The following is a 21410-nucleotide window of genomic DNA, read 5'->3' on the forward strand; positions in this document are numbered from 1 at the left end:
GTTAAAGAGATTTGATCAGGTTCTGATTGAATCTTTTTTTATTTTTTTGAATGATGGCGAATTGCATGATGAATAAAACACGATTTTGGAAGATGATATACATGACAAGAACGAGAAATGAAGGGTTTCTATCAATCAAGAAAGTAGAGGAAGATAAGATGAATAAAATGACGATTCGAAAAAAGGCAATGTTACTTGTAGCGGCTGGAATGGCAATGCAATCTATGGGACTTACTGCATATGCAAAAGAGGGCACTGAGCCTACGGCTTTGACGAGTACTGTAAAACAAACACAAAGTAAAGAAGATGTATTGGCAGATGCTATTTTCCAAGCACAAGATACAGTGAAATCTAAAAAGGCATTACTACTAGAAGCTAAGGCTGAATTAGATAAAGTTCAACCCAAATATGATGCTACAAAACAAGTTTATGAAAAAGCTTCTTATACATCCAATCAAATTGAGTCTAGTGCAAATGAGGCTGTATTGGATGCGATGAAGTCAAATCTACAAGATATTAAAAACAAGAAAGAAGATTTAAATCAGGTAGCTACGGAAAAGGCAAATGCTGAAAAAGCTAGAAAAGAAGCAGAGGATACATACAACAAGGCGGTTTCTGAATTAGAAAAAGCGCAAAAGACTTATGATGAAGCGGTACAAAATTTGGATGATGTTTCTTTTAAAGAAAACGTAGAAAAGGCAAAACAAGCTATTGATGAAGCAAAAAATGCTGTAATGCAAGCACAAACAGAATTGAATGATGCTAAGACTCAACAAGAAGAATTAAGTAGTAAGGTTTTAGAATGTGAAGCAGCATTAAGGGATGCTCAAAATAAACTACAAGAAGCACTGGACGCGAAAACAAATGCTGAAAATACATTAGCTTCTTTGCAACAACAATTATCTGAAGCAAATGGAAATGATAATTCTGAACAGATTCAAGCTATTCAAAATGAAATTCAAAATTTAGAATTGGAACTAAATAACTATAACTCTATGATTGAATCTATCAATAGTGAAGTAGCTACACTTCAATTTTCATTATCAAAGACACAATCGGATTTAGATGTTGCCAAATCAAAGGTTGAAGAAGCAAAATCAAATTATGATACAAAAGTAGAAGAACAAAATAAAGTGCAAGCAGAAATGGATGCGATGGAAGAACAGGCAACATTAAAGGATGGTGAAATCGCAAAACTTCAAGAAGCAGTCGAATTGGCTAGAACGAAATTTGAGGATGCAAAAGCTAAGTTTGATGCAGAATCAAGTCAATTGAATGATAAAAAAGCAGCGGTAGAAGCAGCACAAAAGAAACTAGAATCTTTAAATGATGCGTATCAAGATGCTTTGAATCAATGGAATCAAGGTTCTTATGGATATTTTAAATCGATCCATGCAGAATATTCTTTATATATGATGGAAGATGAAAATCTTATAAATAAGGATAATTTGTATGAATGTAAACTAGGTGCAGACACAGATCCAACCAATCTAGATAACATGATCGAAACGATTGATTATATTAAGGAATGTAATGCACTACGTAAACAAAATGGTTTGAATGAATTAAAGGTGGATTTAAGTTTAGTTGTGATTGCACAAATTGATGCGTCTGGAAATATTGCTCAATTAGAACATAGTTCGAAATGGAATCATTTAGGTTTATATACTTGTGGAGAGAATATCGCATATGGATCAAAACATTATAATCCATTTAAAGGATGGTATGATTCTGAATATAAGTTGTATCAAGATGCGATTGCTTCAGGTAAGTATCCAAATCTAGAAAACATGACAAGCATGGAAGTATATAGTACATGGCCTGATTTATGGGAAAAGATTGGGCATTACTACAATATTTTGGATGAAAGATATAACTATACAGGTTTCGCATTAGGACAAACAGTAAAAGTGAATCCTGGTTGTAATGATTATTCTCAAACATTTGACTTTACTGGATCTGATTATACTATGACAGTGGATGAATATGAAAAATCATTAACATCTTATGTGAATGGGCTTAATGATGTATTTAAACAACACGAACAGGCTTTAGAAGAATATACAAAGGCCAATGAAGAGTTGTTAAAAGCACAAAAGGAAATGGCTATATATAAAACTGTCGAAGAAGCGCAGCAAACATATTTAAAAGCTCTTGATGATTTGAGTAAAGGACAAACAGACTACAATTCATTTATGAATGGCTATTTGGCGCAACAAAAGAACTTGGAACAGGCAAAAGCGAATGTTCAAACTGCATTGGATGCGATTGACTTGGCAAAATCAAAACAAGAGGAAATTGAAAATCAGATTCATGATTTAAATGGTTCTATTTCAAATAAAATGGATGCGTTAAGTGTAACTAAAGAATTAGCAGCACAAGCACAAAAATCAATTCAGGATAAAGAAGCAGAGATTCAAAAATTAAATCAGTCAAAACTAGATGTAGATAAAATCAAGGCTAACATTTCAAAACAAGAATCTATTGTCAAAGATAAAACAGATGCATGGCAATTGGCATTCAATAAAGTGGATCAAAGACAATCAGAACTAGATAGTGCAGAGAAGAATTTAAAAGATCAATTGGATGTTGTAGATGAAAAGAAGGGAGTGTTAAAAGATAAAGAGTTGTATTTAAATAAAAAAGAAGAGGATTATCAAAACTTATTAAAACTAAATCAAAATGTGAATGATGCATTTGCAAATTTAGAAAATGCTAAGAATGCTGTAGTCAAGGCTGAAACAGTAAAAACAGATTTAGCAGCTAAAGTTAAAACATTAGAGAAATCTTTAGAACAATTGACAATGGAATATACTAAATTAAATTCAGAAAAGGATAAAGTGGATAGTTTAGTAGCTTGTTACAACGATTTAAAAGATAAGAAATTGGATACAGAAGTTTTAACTATTGATGGTTATGAATCTATTTGTACATTATTAAAACAGTATAAAGCAGCATTGTTAGATTTGAATGAAAAAGAACAGGTTTATCAAGAAGTAAAACATAAATTTGATGTTGTGAATACTGCATATCAAAAGGCGAAAGCAGAATATGATCAAGCAATCATTCAAGAAACAAATGCGAAGAATGATTTGAAAAAGCATTTAGAAGAAAGTAACAAAGAAGTTGAGAAAAAACAAAATGATACAAAACAATCAAGTTCAGTAAATACAGGTGTAGAAACGGCAATTGCAGGATTTGGTATGACAACAATGTTAGGTGCTGCTGGTGCTGTGGTTGCAACTTGTAAATTGTCTCGAAAAGAAAAACACACAAATAAATAAGAAGGATTACTATGAAAAATAAGTATAAAGATGATGTAGATGGAAATGGGTATCCATTAGATAAAGGATATTTAGAAGTTGGACTTCCAAGTATGTTGCAGGAGTCGATTGATTAAAGAAGGTAAACAATGTTTAGACTGGGATTGCGACTGGTGTGAGTTAAACAGTAATATTAATATATTTGAAGTAGAAGGTATTATATCCAGTGAACAAGCGTGGTATCTTCGAGAAAAATATTTAGGAATGAAAAAGGAAGATAATATAGGATGATAAACAAAAGAATAGGATTTCTCGAATATGAGGAATCCTATTTAACTCAGTCATTTTTTATTCTTAAAAATAGATCTAGAATTCATAATGATTTAAGACATATATATAAGATGATCAAGCAAGTAAAAAAAAACATCTCTAGGGATGCTTTTTGTCTTGATATTATCTATTTACGGCTTCTTTTAATGCCTTGGCTACTTTGAACTTAACAGATTTGCTAGCTTCAATTTGAATTTTTTCTTTCGTTAAAGGGTTAAATCCTTCTCTCGCTTTTCTTTCTGTGATTTCAAATTTTCCAAATCCTGCAAGATCCACTGTTTTACCTTCACTTAAACCTTCAAAGATTTGTGTAAGTGCCAAGTCTACAACTTCAGTGATGTCCTTTTTAGTTAAATGAGAGTCCTTGGCAATGCTTGAAATGATGTCCTTTTTAGTTAATTTTTCCATGTTTATAAGTCTCCTTTACATCCCTATAATACGCTATTTTTAACCATAAGCCAACCCATTAGATGAATTGGTTGAACAAATTCGTTGTTTTTGATAAGTTTGTTGATTTCATCCTCGCTATATTCTTTTACCTCAAGAAATTCAGTTGAATCTAGATGTTGATTTGATACTTTTTCACAATTATCGGCATAATATAAATACGCATAATTATCCGCTATTGTAGGATTGCTAGGAATCGTATAAATATGTTTCCAGTCATTAGATACATAGCCTGTTTCTTCTTCAAGTTCACGTTTAGCTGCTAATAAGGCACTTTCATGTTCGCTTCCTTCAATGCCACCCGCACAAAATTCTGTTGTAACAGTTTTAAGCCCATGTCTGAATTGTTTTACCGTTATATATTTATCATCCTTTGTTCTTGCGATAATCACAACGAAGTTTCTTCTTGAATAATTATAGAAAGGGGAGAATTCCTTTCCGTCTGGAAGAATAAAAGATTCTTTACGAAAGTCGATCCATTCATCTTGTACAATATGTTCTGTTTTACTTAATTTCCAATTTAAATCCATTTTTATCACCCAAGTTATTATAATCCAAACAAAAAAAATAGTGCAACCAAAGTTACACTATTCATTGATTATGCTTGTTGAGCAATTCCAACGTATCTTGAACTTAATGCAGTCGCTAAAGCCATATTTGAAACAACAGCTACGATGACTTCAGGAATCATATTTGTTCCAATGACACCAGCCATTACACCGTTTAGTGCTGCTTGGCTAATACCTAAAGCTTGTGAATATTGAGGACCGAATAAGATAACGATCAATCCTAATACCATGATTGTGTGGCATACTGTCGCAATAGCTGCTGCAATACCTGCAGCGACTGGCGTATTCTTTGCGTATTTTTTCGCAAAATGGAATACATAGCCAGCGATAACACCTAATAAAATACGTGGAACTAAAGCTATAACTAAACTAAAGAAGTTACCAGAAATACCACCAACTGTGATAAATGGGGAGAAGACAAAGCTTGTGATTCCAGGTGTCATTGTAGCTCCAATTACTGAAGTACAACCAAATACGAATCCTAAGAAAGCACCGGCTGCAGGTCCCATTGTACTAGCCAGGATAATTACAGGTACGTGCATTAATGTAACACTTAATGCGTTGATACGTAAGTATCCAATTGGTGTTAAATACATGATGATTTCGATGGCTAAAAATAAAGCCAAAACGCACATCTGGCGTACTGATAGTTTTGATTTGTTCATATTTCCTCCTACTTTCGTTTCTTTTTAAGAATACGATGTAACTAATCAAATTGATGTCTTCATACATAGATTATGGTCATGCGATCCATATCCACAAAAAAAACATCTTAAATAGTTTACTATAAAAAAAAACAGGAATCAAGTCCTGTTTTAGTTCCAAAAATCGAATGGAAATGTAGAATCATTGTCATCATCTTCATTATTTTGTTGATAATAAGAAGAGGAAGGCGTATTACTAGATGTACTTACATCTTTTCCTTGAAGCATTGTATTGATTGAATCTTTGACATCACTGATCGCAATCGCATAGCCCATACCTTCTACATCTGTATCACTTAATTTTGCCGAGTTTATGCCAATAAGCTCACCACTCATATTCAGTAGGGCACCACCTGAGTTTCCTGGATTGATTGCAGCATCGGTTTGAATATAAGATTTTGATGTATCTGTGTCTGAACTTGTTGAAACACTACGATTTGTCGCCGATACAATACCCGTTGTAACACTTTGGCCATAGCCTAACGCATTACCAATCGCAACCACTTGTTCACCGACTTGCAGTTTATCACTATCGCCAATTGTCGCAACCGCAATAGCTTTTAAAGTACTTTCACTTAAGTCTTTTGTCTTAATGGAAATCACAGCTAAATCGCGATCTTTATCGACGCCCTTTACAGTCGCTTCTACATTCGAGTTATCAACTAATGTACAAGTTAAGGTCTTGGCATTTTCAATAACGTGGTAGTTTGTCAAAATATCAATTTCACCATTTTCATTATTGATAATAACACCACTACCAACACTTGTACTTTCTTGTTGAGTAAATGGATTACTTCTTGAGTTATTTCCATACATACTGAAATAATTTTGTACATCCGATACAGATACATTAGTAATCGCTACAATGCTTGGCATACAGTTTTGAGCTACTTTACTTACATCTGAAGTAGTTGAACTTGAAGTTTTCACTACATTTGTATTCTGAACCGTTGTATTCTCCTTATTAAAATTATCAACTACATAATTTACGCCTTGAAAAGATCCGGCTGCCACAACACCAAAGGTTGCTGCACTTAAAATTAGTTTTGATCCTTTCTTTAATAATTTATGGTTTGTATTTGGAATTCTTGGCATTTCTTGTTTCATGTCCTTATACCTCCTTGTTTACAATACAAGGATATATCGAAAAGCTTAAAACAAGTTTAAATTATTCCATATTTGTATAACCCATTAAATACGTATCAATCTCTTTGGCACATTCCTTACCTTCATGAAGTGCCCACACAACCAATGATTGTCCTCTATGACAATCACCAGCCGCAAAGTATTTGTCCTTTACATGATATGAATCTGGTTCTGTCACAATGACATTTCTTGGTGTGACCTCAAGTTTAAATTTAGATTTTATATCATCTTCCACACCAATAAATCCTGCTGCAATCAATAATAAGTCACAATCTAAGATTTGTTCTGTACCCTTAATCTCTTCAAGATTACCATCCTTAAATTGCACTTTCACTGTCTTGATTTGTTTCAAATTTTTCTTTTCATCTAAAATACATTCCTTAACTGTGGTTTCATAGATACGAGGATCCTTTTTAAAGACGGCAATGGCTTCTTCTTGACCATAATCTATTTTACAGACCTTAGGCCATTCAGGCCAGGGATTGCTTTCTAATCTTTCATCTGGAGCTTTAGGCATCATTTCAATTTGTATAACACTTGCACAACCCTGACGAATACTTGTACCGACACAATCATTTCCTGTATCACCACCACCAACAATGACAACATGCTTATATTTGGCAGAGATTTCATCGGTGTTATTTAGTAAATGCTTTGTTGCCTTAGTAAGATAATCCACCGCAAAATAGATACCTGTACAATCACGATTCTTTACACGTAAATCACGGGCTTTTTTAGAACCCGTCGCAAAGACAATCGCATCAAATTCTTTTTCAAGCTCTTTTTTAGTAATTTCTTTTCCAACATTAATACCTGTTTTAAATTGAATACCCTCTGCTTGAAGAATATTTAAACGTCTTTGAATGACATTCTTCTCCAATTTCATATTTGGAATACCATACATCAATAATCCACCAATGCGATCTTCCTTTTCAAAAACTGTCACATGATGGCCACGATGATTTAAATCATGCGCAAGAGCAAGTCCTGCAGGCCCTGAACCAATGATCGCAACCTTTTTATCTGAACGAACCGTTGGCACATAAGGTGTCATCCAATTGTTTTTATAAGCTGTTTCAATTGTATATAATTCATTTTCCTTGATTGTGACAGAATCCCCGTCTAATCCATTTAAACAAGCTTTTTCGCAAAGAGCAGGGCACACACGACCTGTAAATTCAGGGAATGGATTGGTTTTTAATAATCTAGATAAAGCACGTTTATCGTTGCCATTATAGATTTCATCATTCCATTCCGGAATCAAGTTGTGTAAAGGACAGCCTGTCACCATATTTTTTAATTTGATAGCCGACTGACAAAAGGGAACGCCACAATTCATGCAGCGCGCACCCTGTTTACGTCTGGTTTCTTCATCTAAAAAAGGATGAAATTCATTAAAGTTTGTGATTCGACTAAGCGGCTCAATGGCTTCATTCTCTTGTCGTTTATAATCTAAAAATCCTGTTGGTTTTCCCATAATCCTTCATCCTTTCCTATGCGTGTACCTGTTCAAAAGCCATTAGGCTTGCTTCATCTTCATGATAGCCCTTTGCCTTTAATTCTTGAATCAAAGTTGTGACCTTTTCATAATCCTTTGGAACAATCTTTTTAAAGTTTGATAATTCATCATCTAAGTTTGACAAAATCTTTTTAGCTATATCTGAATCTGTATATGTATAGTGCTTATTTAAAAGCTCTTCTAATACTTCTTTATCGGCTTTGCCAGTTACTTCATATGTATTGACTAATTGCTTATTTAAACGCATATATAAATCATGATTTGGATCATATACATACGCAATACCACCCGACATTCCGGCAGCTAGGTTTTTACCCGTTCTTCCTAAAATGACAACAGTACCACCTGTCATATATTCAAGTCCATGATCTCCAACACCTTCAACCACGGCTTTAGCACCTGAGTTACGAACCGCAAAACGCTCACCAGCCATACCACGAATATAGGCTTCACCACTAGTAGCTCCATATAATGCAACATTACCAATAATGACATTTTCATTTGGTTTAAATTGTGCTTCTTTCTTTGGCTGAATAATCAATTTACCACCCGACAAACCCTTGCCAAAGTAGTCATTCGCATCACCATGTACATCTAAAGTAATTCCTTTTTGTACAAAAGCACCAAAGGATTGTCCGGCACCACCGTTACAATGAACTGTATATGTATCGTCCTTTAGTGTGTTATTAAATTGTTTTGTGACTTCACTCGATAAAATTGTTCCCACTGTACGATCCGTACTTGAAATGTCGATTGTTTCAGAGTGTGGTTTTTTCTCTTTGAAATAAGGCTCAAATTTAGGAAGCAATGTCTTCACATCCACAGTTTTATCTAATTCAAAGTTATACGTATCTTTAGACTCATAATGAATATTGTGTGGTGTCATCAAAATGTTTGAATAATCCAAAGACGCATCTTCATTTACTTCAAGATTATCTGTATGACCCACCATTTCATTAATTGTGTGATAGCCAAGCTCAGCCATGATTTCTCTTAATTCACGAGCAATAAACAACATGAAGTTCATGACATATTCTGGTTTTCCTTTGAAACGTTTTCTTAATTTTTGGTTTTGTGTCGCAACCCCAAACGGACATGTATCCAAGTTACATACACGCATCATCATACATCCCATCGTAACTAGTGGTGCAGTCGCAAAGCCAAACTCTTCAGCACCAAGTAAGCATGCGATCGCAACATCTTTACCCGTCATTAATTTACCGTCGGTCTCAATCAGTACACGACTTCTCAAACCATTCTCAACAAGGTTTTGATGGGCTTGTGCCAAACCCAATTCCCAAGGAAGACCCGCATGGTGGATACTGCTTTGTGAAGCAGCACCTGTACCTCCATCATAGCCTGAAATCAAGACTACAGTAGCACCGGCTTTGGCAACACCAGAGGCAATCGTACCAACACCTGCTTCTGAAACTAGCTTTACACTGATTCGAGCTTGTGGATTGGCATTCTTTAAGTCATAGATCAATTGAGCTAAGTCTTCAATAGAATAAATATCGTGGTGAGGAGGAGGGGAAATCAAAGATACACCTGGTGTAGAATATCTTGTTTTCGCAATCCATGGATAGACCTTTTTACCTGGTAAGTGTCCACCTTCACCTGGTTTTGCGCCCTGTGCCATTTTGATTTGAATTTCCTTAGCACTGACTAAGTATTCTTCGGTAACGCCAAAACGTCCACTAGCTACCTGCTTAATAGCGGAGTTCTTTTCTGTACCTAAACGCTCTGGTTTTTCGCCACCTTCACCCGAATTGGATTTACCGCCCAAACGATTCATGGCGATGGCCATACATGTATGGGCTTCTTCAGAAATGGAACCATAGCTCATGGCACCTGTCTTAAAGCGTTTAACGATTTCATATTCACTTTCCACTTCAGATAATGGAATGCTTTCTCTTGTCTTTTTAAAGTGCAATTGACTTCTTAAATGATGGTTCTGAGGATTGGAGTTTAATTCATTTGAATATTCCTTAAACAAATCATAATCATTGTTTTGTGTAGCCCTTTGAAGCTTCACAATTGTTTCAGGTGAATATAAATGATCCTCTTTTCCTTCACCCTTTCTTAGTTTATGGAAGCCAATAGAGTCTAGACTTGTATCACAAGAAAGTCCAAGTGGATCGTAGGCACGATCATGGTGATAGATCAAATCCTTTTCAATATCCTCTAGCGTAATGCCATCTACTTCACTGATGGTATTTGTGAAGTAAGTGTCAATGACTTCTTTAGAGATTCCAATGGCTTCAAAAATTTGTGCACCTTGGTAGGATTGAAGGGTAGAAATACCCATCTTAGCCGCAATCTTAACGATACCCTTTAAAATGGCTTCGTTATAATCATCAATCGCAATATTGACTTCTTTATCTAACATATTTAACTGAATCATTTCTTCAATGCATTCATGAGCTAAATATGGATAAATAGCGGTTGCTCCATAGCCTAAAAGCGTTGCGAACTGGTGTACATCTCTTGGTTCACCACATTCTACGATAATGGATACATCAGTTTTCTTTTTGGTTTTTACTAAATGCTGTTCTAAGGCAGATACAGCCAATAGGCTTGGAATAGCCATATGACCTTCATCTACACCTTTATCAGAAAGAATTAAAATATTTGCGCCATTGCGGTATGCTTTGTCACATTCAATAAATAAATTGTCTAAGGCTTCCTTTAAAGATGAACCACGATAGAACAATAAGGAGATTGTGGCATTTTTAAAGCCAGGCTGGTTTAACTGTCGAATCTTATCCATGTCACGAGATGTCAAAATTGGATTGTTGACCTCTAAGACTGTACAGTTGTTGGATTGATCCTTTAATAGGTTTCCATCACTTCCAATATAGATTGTTGTATCTGTGACAACTTCTTCACGTAAAGAGTCAATTGGTGGGTTGGTTACTTGGGCGAATAGTTGTTTAAAGTAATGGAATAAGCTTACATGATTTTGGGAATAAATTGCCAAAGGAATATCGGTACCCATCGCACTTGTTGGTTCAAGCTTGACGCGTGCCATTGGTAAAATGATGTCTTTTACATCTTCGTAGGTATATCCGAAGACTTTATATAAAATGTCTCTTTCTGGTTGAGAGTGGATGTGTGTTTTCTTATCCGGAGCTGGCAAGTCTTGAAGGTGTAATAGATAGGTGTCTAGCCATTCTCCATATGGATTTGAATTCGCATACTCGTTTTTTAGATCGTAATCTTCAATCAATTCTTTTTTCTTTGTATCCACAAGTAACATCTTGCCTGGTTCCAATCTTGATTTTTTGATGATCTTTGTTTCATCTAAATCTAAGACGCCGACTTCACTCGATAAAATCAACATGTTGTCGTTTGTAAGATAATAACGACTAGGTCTTAGTCCGTTACGATCAAGAACGGCTCCTACTTTTTCTCCATCACTAAATAGAATAGCGGCTGGGCCATCCCATGGCTCCATCATTGTGGCGTAGTAGTGATAAAAATCCTTTTTCTTTTGGTCCATATCTTGGTGTTTCCATGGTTCTGGAATAAGAATCATAATGGCTTTTTCAAGTGGCATGCCATTCATAACTAAAAATTCAAGGGCATTATCCAACATGGCAGAATCGGATCCTGAGGTATTGATGATTGGTAGGATCTTACTTGAATTTTTATCTAAGAAGGAAGAGTGCATGCTTTCTTCACGCGCTAACATCTTGTTGACGTTGGCACGGATGGTGTTGATTTCACCATTGTGGGCAATAAAACGGTTGGGATGCGCTCTTTGCCAAGATGGTGTGGTATTGGTAGAGAAACGTGAGTGTACGATCGCAATAGCGGATTTATAGTTTTTGTCTTGAAGATCTGGATAAAAGTTTCTTAATTGGGATACGAGAAACATTCCTTTATAGACAATGGTACGACTGCTTAAGCTAGCTACATAGGTTTCTTTGCAGCTTTTTTCAAATTCGCGTCGAATCACATATAAAATTTTGTCAAAATCCGCATCACTTGTAATATTTTCTGGTCGTTCAATAAAGGCCTGATAGATATTTGGCATGCAATCCTTGGCTTTTTGACCAAGGATGGATTCGTTACAAGGAACTTTTCTCCAAGTGATAAATTTGCAGTCTTCCTGTTCTACAAATTTTTCAAACATTTTTTTGTGTTGGTTTAATAAAAGCTTTTTGCGAGGTAAGAAAAACATTCCAATGCCATAATGTTCGGGAAGTTTTGTGCCTTCCTTTTTCAGTGTGGCATGAAAGAAATCATGACTGATTTGAAGAAGGATACCAACACCATCTCCAACTTTTCCGCTGGCATCTTTTCCAGCTCTATGTTCTAGCTTTTCAACAATGTGCAATGCTTTATCGACGACGTCATAGCTTTGTTTCCCATCGATTTGGACTACGGTACCAATACCGCAGGCATCGTGTTCAATTTCAAAATTCATAGTTTACACAACCCTTCTATTTTCCGCTGTCTCCATAGTTTGATAAATATCGAGCACTTGGATCGTTGACGTTACATCCTTCCCAGTTCTTGTTTGGCATCCAGAAATCTTTGATCATACTCGCTTGATTTGGATAGTAGGATTCAAAAATCTCTCGATATAATAGGGATTCTTTTGTGAATGGAGTACAGTATTTGTATTTCTTTATTTTTTCTTCAAAGTCAGAATCGGAATAATAATTTTCAGCATATTCTTTAATGTCATCACTCAATGAGTGTCCTACTGCATCGGAGAAGGCGGCTTTTTCACGCATCAAAATGTCATAAGGTAAAATTTCATCCTTTTCAAACGCATGACGAAGTAAATATTTTCCTTTGTTGTATGTATTCATTTTCTTTTCAGGATCAATCGACATGACATATTTGACAAAGTCTAAATCTCCAAAGGGAACACGAGCCTCGATGGAATTAACGGAAATGCATCGGTCGGCTCTTAAAACATCATACATATACAATTCATGTACTCGTTTTACACTTTCTTGTTGGAATGCATCTGGGCTTGGAGCAAAGTCGGTATATTTATAGCCGAATAATTCATCGCTGATTTCTCCAGTTAGTAATACGCGAATGTTACTTTGTTCATGAATGGCTTTACAGATGAGATACATACCAATACTTGCGCGAATTGTGGTGATGTCAAAGGTTGCCAAAGTTTTAATGACGGGTTTAATGGCATGTAAGACATCTTCTTTATTGATAATAATTTCATGGTGGTTACTGCCAATAAAGTCAGCGACCTCTTTGGCATATTTTAAATCAATCGCATCTTTCTCCATACCAATCGCATAGGTTTCAATGGGTTTGTTTAATAACTTTTGGCTGATGGCACAAACTAAGCTGGAGTCTAAGCCACCGCTTAATAGAAAACCAAGTGGCGCATCGGCATCTAGACGTTTTTTAACACATTCTACTAATTTATCGTGAATGTTAGAACAGATCGTTTCTAAATCTGAATCTACAACTTTATTTACCTTCGTAATATCCAAGTAACAAGTGAATTTACCATCGGCATAATAGTATCCTGGAGGGAAGGGAAGAATTTGTTCAACAATTGAAACAATATTCTTTGCTTCTGAAGCGAATACAATATTATGGTTTTTATCATAGCCATAAAATAATGGACGGATGCCAATGGGATCACGAGCGGCAATAAAATCGTTTTTCTTGGCATCATAAATAATGCAGGCGTATTCGGCATCTAGTTTTTTAAACATGTCTAAGCCGTATTTTTCATAGAGTGGTAAAAGAATTTCACAATCACTTTGTGAAATAAAGGTATAGCCATCCTTTTCGAGTTCTTCTTTTAATTTTCGAAAGCCATAGATTTCACCGTTACATACGACTGAGTTTCCATTTCGATTAAAGGGCTGCATGCCCTCTGGGCTTAGTCCCATAATGGATAGTCTTTGAAAGCCAAGATAGCCACATCCTACGATTTGAATTCTTTCATCGTCTGGACCTCTGGAATATGTGCTTTCTAAAGCTTTATGTATTGTATCTTTACTAATTTTTAATGATTTATATCCAATAATTGTACACATAAATTACATCTCCTTAGAACGGAAAAGCCGGCAAGTGCCGGTTTATAGAATTCCGAATAATAATTTTCCATATGTTGGGAATGGCCAATCTTCATTTGATGTAACAACCTCTAATTCGTCACATGGTTTTCTTAATGCAGCCATATCCTGGATAATGAAGTCACGTACATAGAAGGCTGATTTTTCAACATCATCGATCGCATGTAGTTTTTCAACATCCTTTTCTAATGTAACCATAGCTTGATAAGCTTCCGTTAAGGCTTCACTTACTTTCTTCGCTGTTTCAAGCTCATATGTTAAGTCAATGCCAATGGCTTTTTTATTGGCAATAGTATCTGTTAATTCTCTAGAGAATTTACTTGCGGCAGGTAAGATATCTTTCTTTGCGATATCTAACATAGTCAAGGCTTCAATATTGATTTCCTTTTCATATTCATCCATCAAGATTTCATAACGAGATTCCACTTCTTCTTTTGATAAGACTTTTTGTCTTTCAAACAATTCAATGTTTTCTTCTGTTTTAAAGTATGGAAGTGCATCTGGTGTTGTTTTTAGATTTAATAAGCCGCGTTTTTCAGCTTCTTCAATCCAAGAATCATCATAACCATTGCCATTGAAGATAATGCGTTTGTGGTTTTTGATTGTATCCTTAATTAAAGCGTGTAATGTTGTTTCAAAATCATCTGCACCTTCAAGGATGTTCGCAAATTTTTCTAATTCATCCGCAATAACAGCATTTAATACAATGTTGCATCCGGCAATGCTAGAGTTTGATCCTGGCATTCTGAATTCAAATTTATTTCCGGTAAATGCGAATGGAGAAGTACGGTTACGGTCTGTAGAATCTTTAGGGAATTTAGGAAGAACCGTAGCACCAATCTTCATTAATTCTTTTTCTTTTCCATCATATGGTTTATCGGCTTCGATTGCTTGTAAAACAGCCGTTAATTCATCACCTAAGAAGATTGAGATAATGGCAGGAGGTGCTTCGTTTGCACCTAAACGATGATCATTTCCAGCTGTCGCAACACTTAATCTTAATAGATCTTGATGTTCATCTACTGCCTTGATAATAGCTGTAAGGAAGACTAAGAATTGCGCGTTTTCATGTGGTGTGTCGCCTGGTTCTAATAGGTTTAGACCTGTATCTGTTGATAAAGACCAGTTGTTGTGTTTACCACTTCCGTTGATTCCTTCAAATGGTTTTTCGTGCAACAAGGCAACTAATCCATGTTTCTTTGCGACACGTTGAATCAATTCCATTGTTAGTTGGTTGTGGTCTGTCGCAATGTTTGTCGTTGTAAAGATAGGTGCTAATTCATGTTGGGCTGGAGCTACTTCGTTGTGTTCTGTTTTTGCCAAGATACCCAATTTCCATAGTTCCTTATTTAAATCGGTCATGAATTCTTGAACACGTGTTTTGATAGTTCCAAAATAGTGATCTTCTAATTCTTGTCCTTTAGGGCATGGTGCACCAAATAGTGTACGTCCTGTATAGATCAAGTCTTTTCTTTGTTCGTAATATTTTTGATCGACTAAGAAATATTCTTGTTCTGGTCCTACGGTTGTTTTGATTGTATGTACATCATCATGTCCAAATAATTTCACAATACGTAGGGCTTGTTTATTAATAGCCTGCATACTTCTTAATAGTGGTGTTTTCTTATCTAGGGCATGTCCTGAGTAAGAGCAGAATGCGGTAGGAATACATAGTACGCCGTTTTTGATGAAGGCATAGCTTGTTGGGTCCCATGCCGTATATCCTCTGGCTTCAAATGTGGCTCTTAAACCTCCATTTGGAAAGCTGGATGCGTCGGGTTCACCTTTGATTAATTCTTTACCACTGAATTCCATAATGACTTTGCCATCTTTGTCTGGATTGATAAAGCCATCGTGCTTTTCAGCTGTAACACCTGTCATTGGCTGGAACCAATGGGTATAGTGTGTTGCACCTTGTTCGATGGCCCATTCCTTCATGGCGTGGGCTACGGCATTCGCAATTTTTATATTCAATTGTTTTCCATCACGAATAGTCTTTTCTAATTCGCGATAGGTATCCTTTGCGAGCTTTTCTCGCATGACGGATTCGTCAAATACTTTACTTCCAAAAATTTCTTCTACGATCGATTTCATAATGGCTCTCCTTTTCATAAAAAAAGGGCAAGGACACGAAAAACATGAGGTAAATTCCTCTGTTTTATTGGCGTCCTTGCCATGTATGGACATAATTATATGCGGATATTTTGAGTTGTCAACAGGAAATTGTAAAAATGTAAAAATCATTGAAAACAACATGAAAATAGTGTATTAATTATTCGAGGTGAATATTATGACTTATGAAGATGTGATTGAATTTTGTGAAGAACAAGACGTACGATTTATTCGTCTTTCTTACTTTGACATTTATGGTATACAAAAAAATGTATCGGTTTTACCATCCGAATTAAAACGTGCCTTTACAGAAGGGATTAGCTTTGATGCGAGTGCCATCGATGGCTTTTTAGATGAAGTGAATAGTGATCTATTTTTATATCCCGATCCAAACACTATGAGTATCTTGCCATGGCGCAGTATGGATGGCAGTGTTATTCGTATGTATTGTGATATTAAATATCCGGATGGAACGCCATTTGAAAGGGATGTGCGTTATATATTAAAGAAAGCAGTCAATAAAGCGAAAGAGATGGGAATCAGTGTCAATTTTGGTTCGGAATTCGAATTCTATTTATTTAAGCAGGATGAAAATGGAGAGAATACTTATATTCCATTGGATCAGGCGGGTTATATGGATATTGCGCCTTTGGATAAGGGGGAAAATGTTCGTAGAGAAATTTGTTTGACTTTATCTGAAATGGGTATTGATCCGGAGGTTTCGCATCATGAGATGGGGCATGGTCAAAATGAAATTGATTTTCGTTATTCGAGTGCTTTACAGGCAGCGGATAATGCGGCTACTTTTAAATGGGTCGTACAAGCGATTGCGAATATGCAGGGCTTGGTTGCGGATTTTTCACCAAAACCGATTAATGATCAGCCGGGTAATGGTATGCATATTAATATGAGTGTTGAAAACCATGAAGAGTTGATGATGCCTTTTATGGCGGGTATCTTAAATCGTACTGAGGAGATGACTTTGTTTCTAAATCCGATAAAAGATTCATATAAACGATTAGGTAAGGATAAGGCGCCACAATATATTTCGTGGTCCTACCAAAATCGAAATCAATTGATTCGTATTCCGGCAACGCATAGTACGAGTCGTATTGAATTAAGAAGTCCGGATTGTAGCTGTAATATTTATTTGGCCTATGCCCTTTTGATTTGTGCGGGTCTTGAAGGGATTGAAAAGAAATTGGAAACAATTCCATGTACGGATGTTACGACGAATGATTTGAAAAGACTTCCTCAGGACTTAAAAGAGGCAAAAAGAAAAGCTAGTGAATCTGAGTGGTTAAGAAATATTTTAGGAAAAGATGTAGTGGATATCTATGTTGGGTAATGGCTTATGGAGGTTAATAAAGTTTTAGTGCTTGGAAATGAGAATTTCTTAACTTTATTAAAGAATACTGCCCACATGCATTATGTGCTTTCATCAACGCATAATGATGCCTTAAATAAGCTAAGAGAGACTCAATTTGATTATGTGGTTATATTGTATACGGGAAATAGTGCTATTTTAAATTTTGCGAAAAGTATCGCAATCACAAGGAATATGGGTGTTTGTCTAATTTGTAAAAAGGATATTTATGATCAAGTTTTATATCAATGTAAAGATAGTGGTATAATAGTTTTGTCGTATCCCATCAAGAAGGAGGTATTGCTTCAGGCTCTACTTGTCTTGAAAAGTATGCAAGAGAAGATTTTGAAGTATGAAAAGAAAATTACAAGCTTAGAGCAGAAATATTTGGAGTTGAAAATGGTGGATCATTGTAAGCTGATTTTGATTTCGAATTATCATTGGAGCGAGGAAAAGGCGCATCACTATATTGAAAAAATGGCGATGGAGCAAAATAAAACGAAGTTCTTGGTGGCAAAGGAATTGTTAGAGGAGTTTTCACAATGAAAAAGATTCAAAAAACAAATGCAATGCGTTTTCTAGATCAGCATAAGGTGGATTATGTAGCGCATACGTATGATCATAAAGAGGGGGATCCAGTGGATGGTGTGCATGTTGCGAATATGTTACATCAGCCAGTGGATGCGGTGTATAAGACATTAGTTACACAGGCAAACACAAAAGAATTTTTGGTGTATATGCTTCCAGTGGAAAGGGAACTGGATTTAAAGAAGTGTGCAAAAGTAGCAGGAGTCAAATCGTGTGAGATGATCCATGTGAAGGATATTAATAAGATTACGGGTTATATTCGTGGCGGTTGTTCTCCTTTAGGGATGAAGAAGCAGTTTCGCACCTTTATGTATGAGGATGCATTAAATCAGGATAAGATCTATTTTAGTGCAGGTAAGATTGGTATGCAGATTGAAATGGATCCCAAGACATTGATGGATTTAATTCAAGTGCAAGCTGTAGATATCATAAAGGAGTAACATAGTATGTGGGCAAATGAGAGTGTATTTTATCAAATCTATCCTTTTGGGGCTTGTGGAGCACCATTTGAAAATGATCATGTTTTAGAACATAGAATTCATAAGCTGGAGGAATTTATTCCACATTTAAAGAAATTAAAAGTGGATTGTATCCTATTGAATCCAATCTTTGAAAGTCGTACGCATGGTTATGATACAACGGATTTTAAAACATTAGATACAAGACTTGGCACCAATGAGGATTTAAAGGAAGTTGTAGATAAATTTCATGATAATGGTATTAAAATCATTTTAGATGCCGTATTTAATCATGTGGGACGTGATTTCTTTGCGTTTCAGGATGTATTAGAGAAGAAGTGGGATTCGCCATATAAAGACTGGTTCTATATTGATTTTAATGGAAACAATCACTACAATGATGGCTTCTGGTATCAGGATTGGGAAGGCAATGACATTTTAGTAAAGCTGAATCTTCAAAATCAAGATGTTGTGAATTACATTTTAAATGTAGTGGATTTTTGGAGAGAAGAATTTAAAATCGATGGTTTAAGATTAGATGTTGCGTATTGTCTAGATAAGAATTTCCTTCAAACATTACACAATCATGTTGATAGAGATTTCTTTTTACTTGGAGAAACGTTACATGGTGACTATAATCAGTGGATGAATGAGAACATGTTGGATTCGGTTACGAATTATGAGTGTTATAAAGGATTATATTCAAGTTTTAATTCATCAAACTTCTATGAAATTTTATATTCATTGAATCGTCAATTTGGCAAGGATCCATGGTGTTTATATACAGGTAAGCATCTATTTAACTTTGTCGATAATCACGATGTAGAAAGAGTTGCATCGATTCTAGAGGATACAAACCAATTGCCTTTAATTTATACGATGTTGTTTACTATGCCAGGTATTCCATGTATCTATTATGGCAGTGAATGGGGTATGGAAGGTAAAAAGAACTGGAATGATACCCAGCTTAGACCAGAAATCAAAGTGTTTGAGTGGAATGAGTTAACGGATATAATCAAAAAGTTAATCAACCTGAAACATCATCATTCAGCCTTATCCTATGGAGATTATACACAGATTGGTATCACGAACACGGCTTGTATTTATCAAAGACAAGATGAAAAGGAATGTCTATGGATTTGTATGAATATGAAGAATGAAGCTCAAACATTAGGTTTTAATGGAAATGGTAATTTTATCGATATTGAAACGAATGAAGAAGTACATATTGATAATGCACTTGAGTTCAAGCCTTATGAAATAAGAATATTAAAAAGATCGAGCGATTAAAGTCGCTCGATTTTGCATATGTGTTTTCTTGTTTTTTTGTCGTACGTAATTCCGACGAGTAATAAGTTGTCTTTGTATTTTTCTAAAACAGATGGATACTTTTTTTCTTTGATTTGTGCAATAGCTGTATTTACATCTTGGTTCCATTTTAATTCAACTAATATGGCTGGCTTATCTGTTTTAGGAATGAAGGCTAGATCCGCAAATCCTTTACCGGTTGGTAGTTCTCGAATCACAGTATAGTGATCTCTTGCGGCATAGTAGGCAAGATCAATTGTATAGCTTAAAGCATTTTCATCATTATATTGAATGTGGCTGGTTTCTAGATGGGCTTGTTCAATATAATCAGCTACTTTTGTTTCATTCATATTAAACGTAGCATCTAATAAGTTTCGTGAATTTTGAATGGCTTTAGTGGTCGCGTTCCAATCTGAATTTTTAATGGATGTAAAGAATGAGTCCATGACTTCTTTATTTGGAATGTAGCATGTTTGATCTTTTTGGTTGTATCCCAAATATCCTAAATGAATCAGTAATGTAAGAACATCATCTTTTGAACCAAATGTGGACATATCGTTTTCAAATGAAGATGTGTCGATATATACTTCTTTTCTTGCCAGCATTTGAATAATATTGTCTTTTAGTCCATCAAAGTTTAAATCGATATATATTTTTAAAGCTTCAAAAGATTCGGTTTTAGTCCAATAATTTGAAAAATCATGTTTTGAAATAGCTGCAACTACAGATCTTGGCGAAAAAGTTGAAATGGTATCTGTCATATGGTACCCATCATACCAATCTTTCATTTTTTGATAATCTACATTGTGTTTTTGACATAAATTCGATACTTCTTTTTCGGTAAATCCCATGTAGTTTGCCAGTGGCTTTGATTGTGTCATAGATATTTCATCAAACATATTTAAGGCACTGTGAGTTCCGTATTTTTTGATTGGTAATATTCCTGTCATGTAACACATTTCAATATAATTCTTATCTTTTAAAAGGCTCCTTAAGAAATCTAAATATGCTTCTTGTGCAGTTTTGTCTTCTTTGAATTCTCTAAAGATACAATCCCATTCATCAATAATAAAGATAAATTTGTTTTTTGTATACGCATAGACTTCATTGAATGCATCAATGATTCCGGTTTCAGTTATGACATCTTTAAATTCAAATTTCAAGTCTTTTAAAATCATTCGATTGATTTTCACAAGCATTTCATCAATTGAATTTGTGGTACTTAAAAAGTCTTGTATGTTTAAATGAATCACATTGTGCTTGTTTAAATGTTCAAGAAAAGAAGGACAGTGATTGATATTTAATGTATTAAACAAGTCTTTTGAATTTGTACCCTTTGAATAATAAGCTACCAACATATTCGCATCTGTACTTTTCCCGAATCGTCTTGGTCGAGATACACAGATACAATTGTTTTCAGTGTTGATAATCTGATTTGTGTATTCAATCAATAATGATTTATCTACAAAAATGGGACTGTTGCACAATCTTTCATATCGATTACTATCTGGATTTAAATAAATGCCCAT

General features: G+C 35.2%; 15 protein-coding genes. 6 read left to right on the forward strand and 9 right to left on the reverse strand.

Features of this window, described 5'->3' with window-relative positions; all coding sequences use genetic code 11:
* Window positions 1-101: 101 nt before the first annotated feature.
* Together DWY01_RS02035 and DWY01_RS11760 are read left to right on the forward strand one after the other, a co-directional pair.
* On the forward strand, window positions 102-3284 hold the full coding sequence (locus DWY01_RS02035; protein WP_158553636.1) for a CAP domain-containing protein: 3183 nt from the start codon (window positions 102-104) through the stop codon (window positions 3282-3284).
* Window positions 3285-3392: 108 nt separating this feature from the next.
* Complete coding sequence (locus DWY01_RS11760; RefSeq protein WP_243001941.1) at window positions 3393-3554, forward strand: hypothetical protein; 162 nt, start codon at window positions 3393-3395, stop codon at window positions 3552-3554.
* Window positions 3555-3716: 162 nt separating this feature from the next.
* Here DWY01_RS11760 and DWY01_RS02045 read toward each other — a convergent pair whose 3' ends face one another.
* The 8 genes from DWY01_RS02045 to DWY01_RS02080 all read right to left on the reverse strand — a co-directional run bounded on the left by DWY01_RS02045 (window position 3717) and on the right by DWY01_RS02080 (window position 16143).
* Entirely contained in the window at window positions 3717-4001 is a 285-nt protein-coding gene (locus DWY01_RS02045; RefSeq protein WP_117992671.1) for an HU family DNA-binding protein, read from the reverse strand.
* 23 nt (window positions 4002-4024) lie between these two features.
* Complete coding sequence (locus DWY01_RS02050) at window positions 4025-4570, reverse strand: NUDIX hydrolase (RefSeq protein ID WP_117992672.1); 546 nt, start codon at window positions 4568-4570, stop codon at window positions 4025-4027.
* Between the two features lie 68 nt (window positions 4571-4638).
* Window positions 4639-5274 (reverse strand): ECF transporter S component, encoded by a 636-nt coding sequence (locus DWY01_RS02055; protein WP_117992673.1) that lies wholly within the window; start codon window positions 5272-5274, stop codon window positions 4639-4641.
* A gap of 150 nt (window positions 5275-5424) precedes the next feature.
* Window positions 5425-6420: a S1C family serine protease gene (locus DWY01_RS02060; RefSeq protein WP_117992674.1), complete on the reverse strand. Its 996-nt coding sequence runs from the start codon at window positions 6418-6420 to the stop codon at window positions 5425-5427.
* Window positions 6421-6481: 61 nt separating this feature from the next.
* Window positions 6482-7936: a glutamate synthase subunit beta gene (locus DWY01_RS02065; RefSeq protein ID WP_117992675.1), complete on the reverse strand. Its 1455-nt coding sequence runs from the start codon at window positions 7934-7936 to the stop codon at window positions 6482-6484.
* A gap of 16 nt (window positions 7937-7952) precedes the next feature.
* Window positions 7953-12410: a glutamate synthase large subunit gene (gene gltB, locus DWY01_RS02070; protein WP_117992676.1), complete on the reverse strand. Its 4458-nt coding sequence runs from the start codon at window positions 12408-12410 to the stop codon at window positions 7953-7955.
* Between the two features lie 16 nt (window positions 12411-12426).
* Window positions 12427-14010, reverse strand: a complete 1584-nt coding sequence (gene asnB / locus DWY01_RS02075) for an asparagine synthase B (RefSeq protein ID WP_117992677.1) — start codon at window positions 14008-14010, stop codon at window positions 12427-12429.
* 42 nt (window positions 14011-14052) lie between these two features.
* A complete protein-coding gene (locus DWY01_RS02080) occupies window positions 14053-16143 on the reverse strand; it encodes a glutamine synthetase III (RefSeq protein WP_117992678.1) in 2091 nt (696 codons plus the stop codon).
* Between the two features lie 196 nt (window positions 16144-16339).
* Here DWY01_RS02080 and DWY01_RS02085 point away from each other — a divergent pair, with 196 nt between their 5' ends.
* The 4 genes from DWY01_RS02085 to DWY01_RS02100 are packed head-to-tail and all read left to right on the forward strand — an operon-like array spanning window position 16340 to window position 19863.
* Window positions 16340-17509 (forward strand): glutamine synthetase family protein, encoded by a 1170-nt coding sequence (locus tag DWY01_RS02085; RefSeq protein WP_117992679.1) that lies wholly within the window; start codon window positions 16340-16342, stop codon window positions 17507-17509.
* A 6-nt stretch (window positions 17510-17515) separates the two neighbouring features.
* The gene (locus DWY01_RS02090; protein ID WP_117992680.1) at window positions 17516-18073 is read left to right on the forward strand and encodes an ANTAR domain-containing response regulator; all 558 of its coding nucleotides are present in this window, start codon (window positions 17516-17518) and stop codon (window positions 18071-18073) included.
* Entirely contained in the window at window positions 18070-18555 is a 486-nt protein-coding gene (gene ybaK, locus DWY01_RS02095) for a Cys-tRNA(Pro) deacylase (protein WP_117992681.1), read from the forward strand. The genes DWY01_RS02090 and ybaK overlap by 4 nt, the downstream gene beginning before the upstream one ends.
* 6 nt (window positions 18556-18561) lie before the next feature.
* A complete protein-coding gene (locus DWY01_RS02100; protein ID WP_117992682.1) occupies window positions 18562-19863 on the forward strand; it encodes an alpha-amylase family glycosyl hydrolase in 1302 nt (433 codons plus the stop codon).
* On the opposite strand, the gene DWY01_RS02105 is transcribed toward DWY01_RS02100, so the two are convergent.
* A complete protein-coding gene (locus DWY01_RS02105) occupies window positions 19860-21410 on the reverse strand; it encodes an AAA family ATPase (protein WP_117992683.1) in 1551 nt (516 codons plus the stop codon). The genes DWY01_RS02100 and DWY01_RS02105 overlap by 4 nt on opposite strands.

The sequence above is a fragment of the Eubacterium sp. AF22-8LB genome (assembly GCF_003458715.1).
Classification (GTDB): domain Bacteria; phylum Bacillota_I; class Bacilli_A; order Erysipelotrichales; family Erysipelotrichaceae; genus Holdemanella.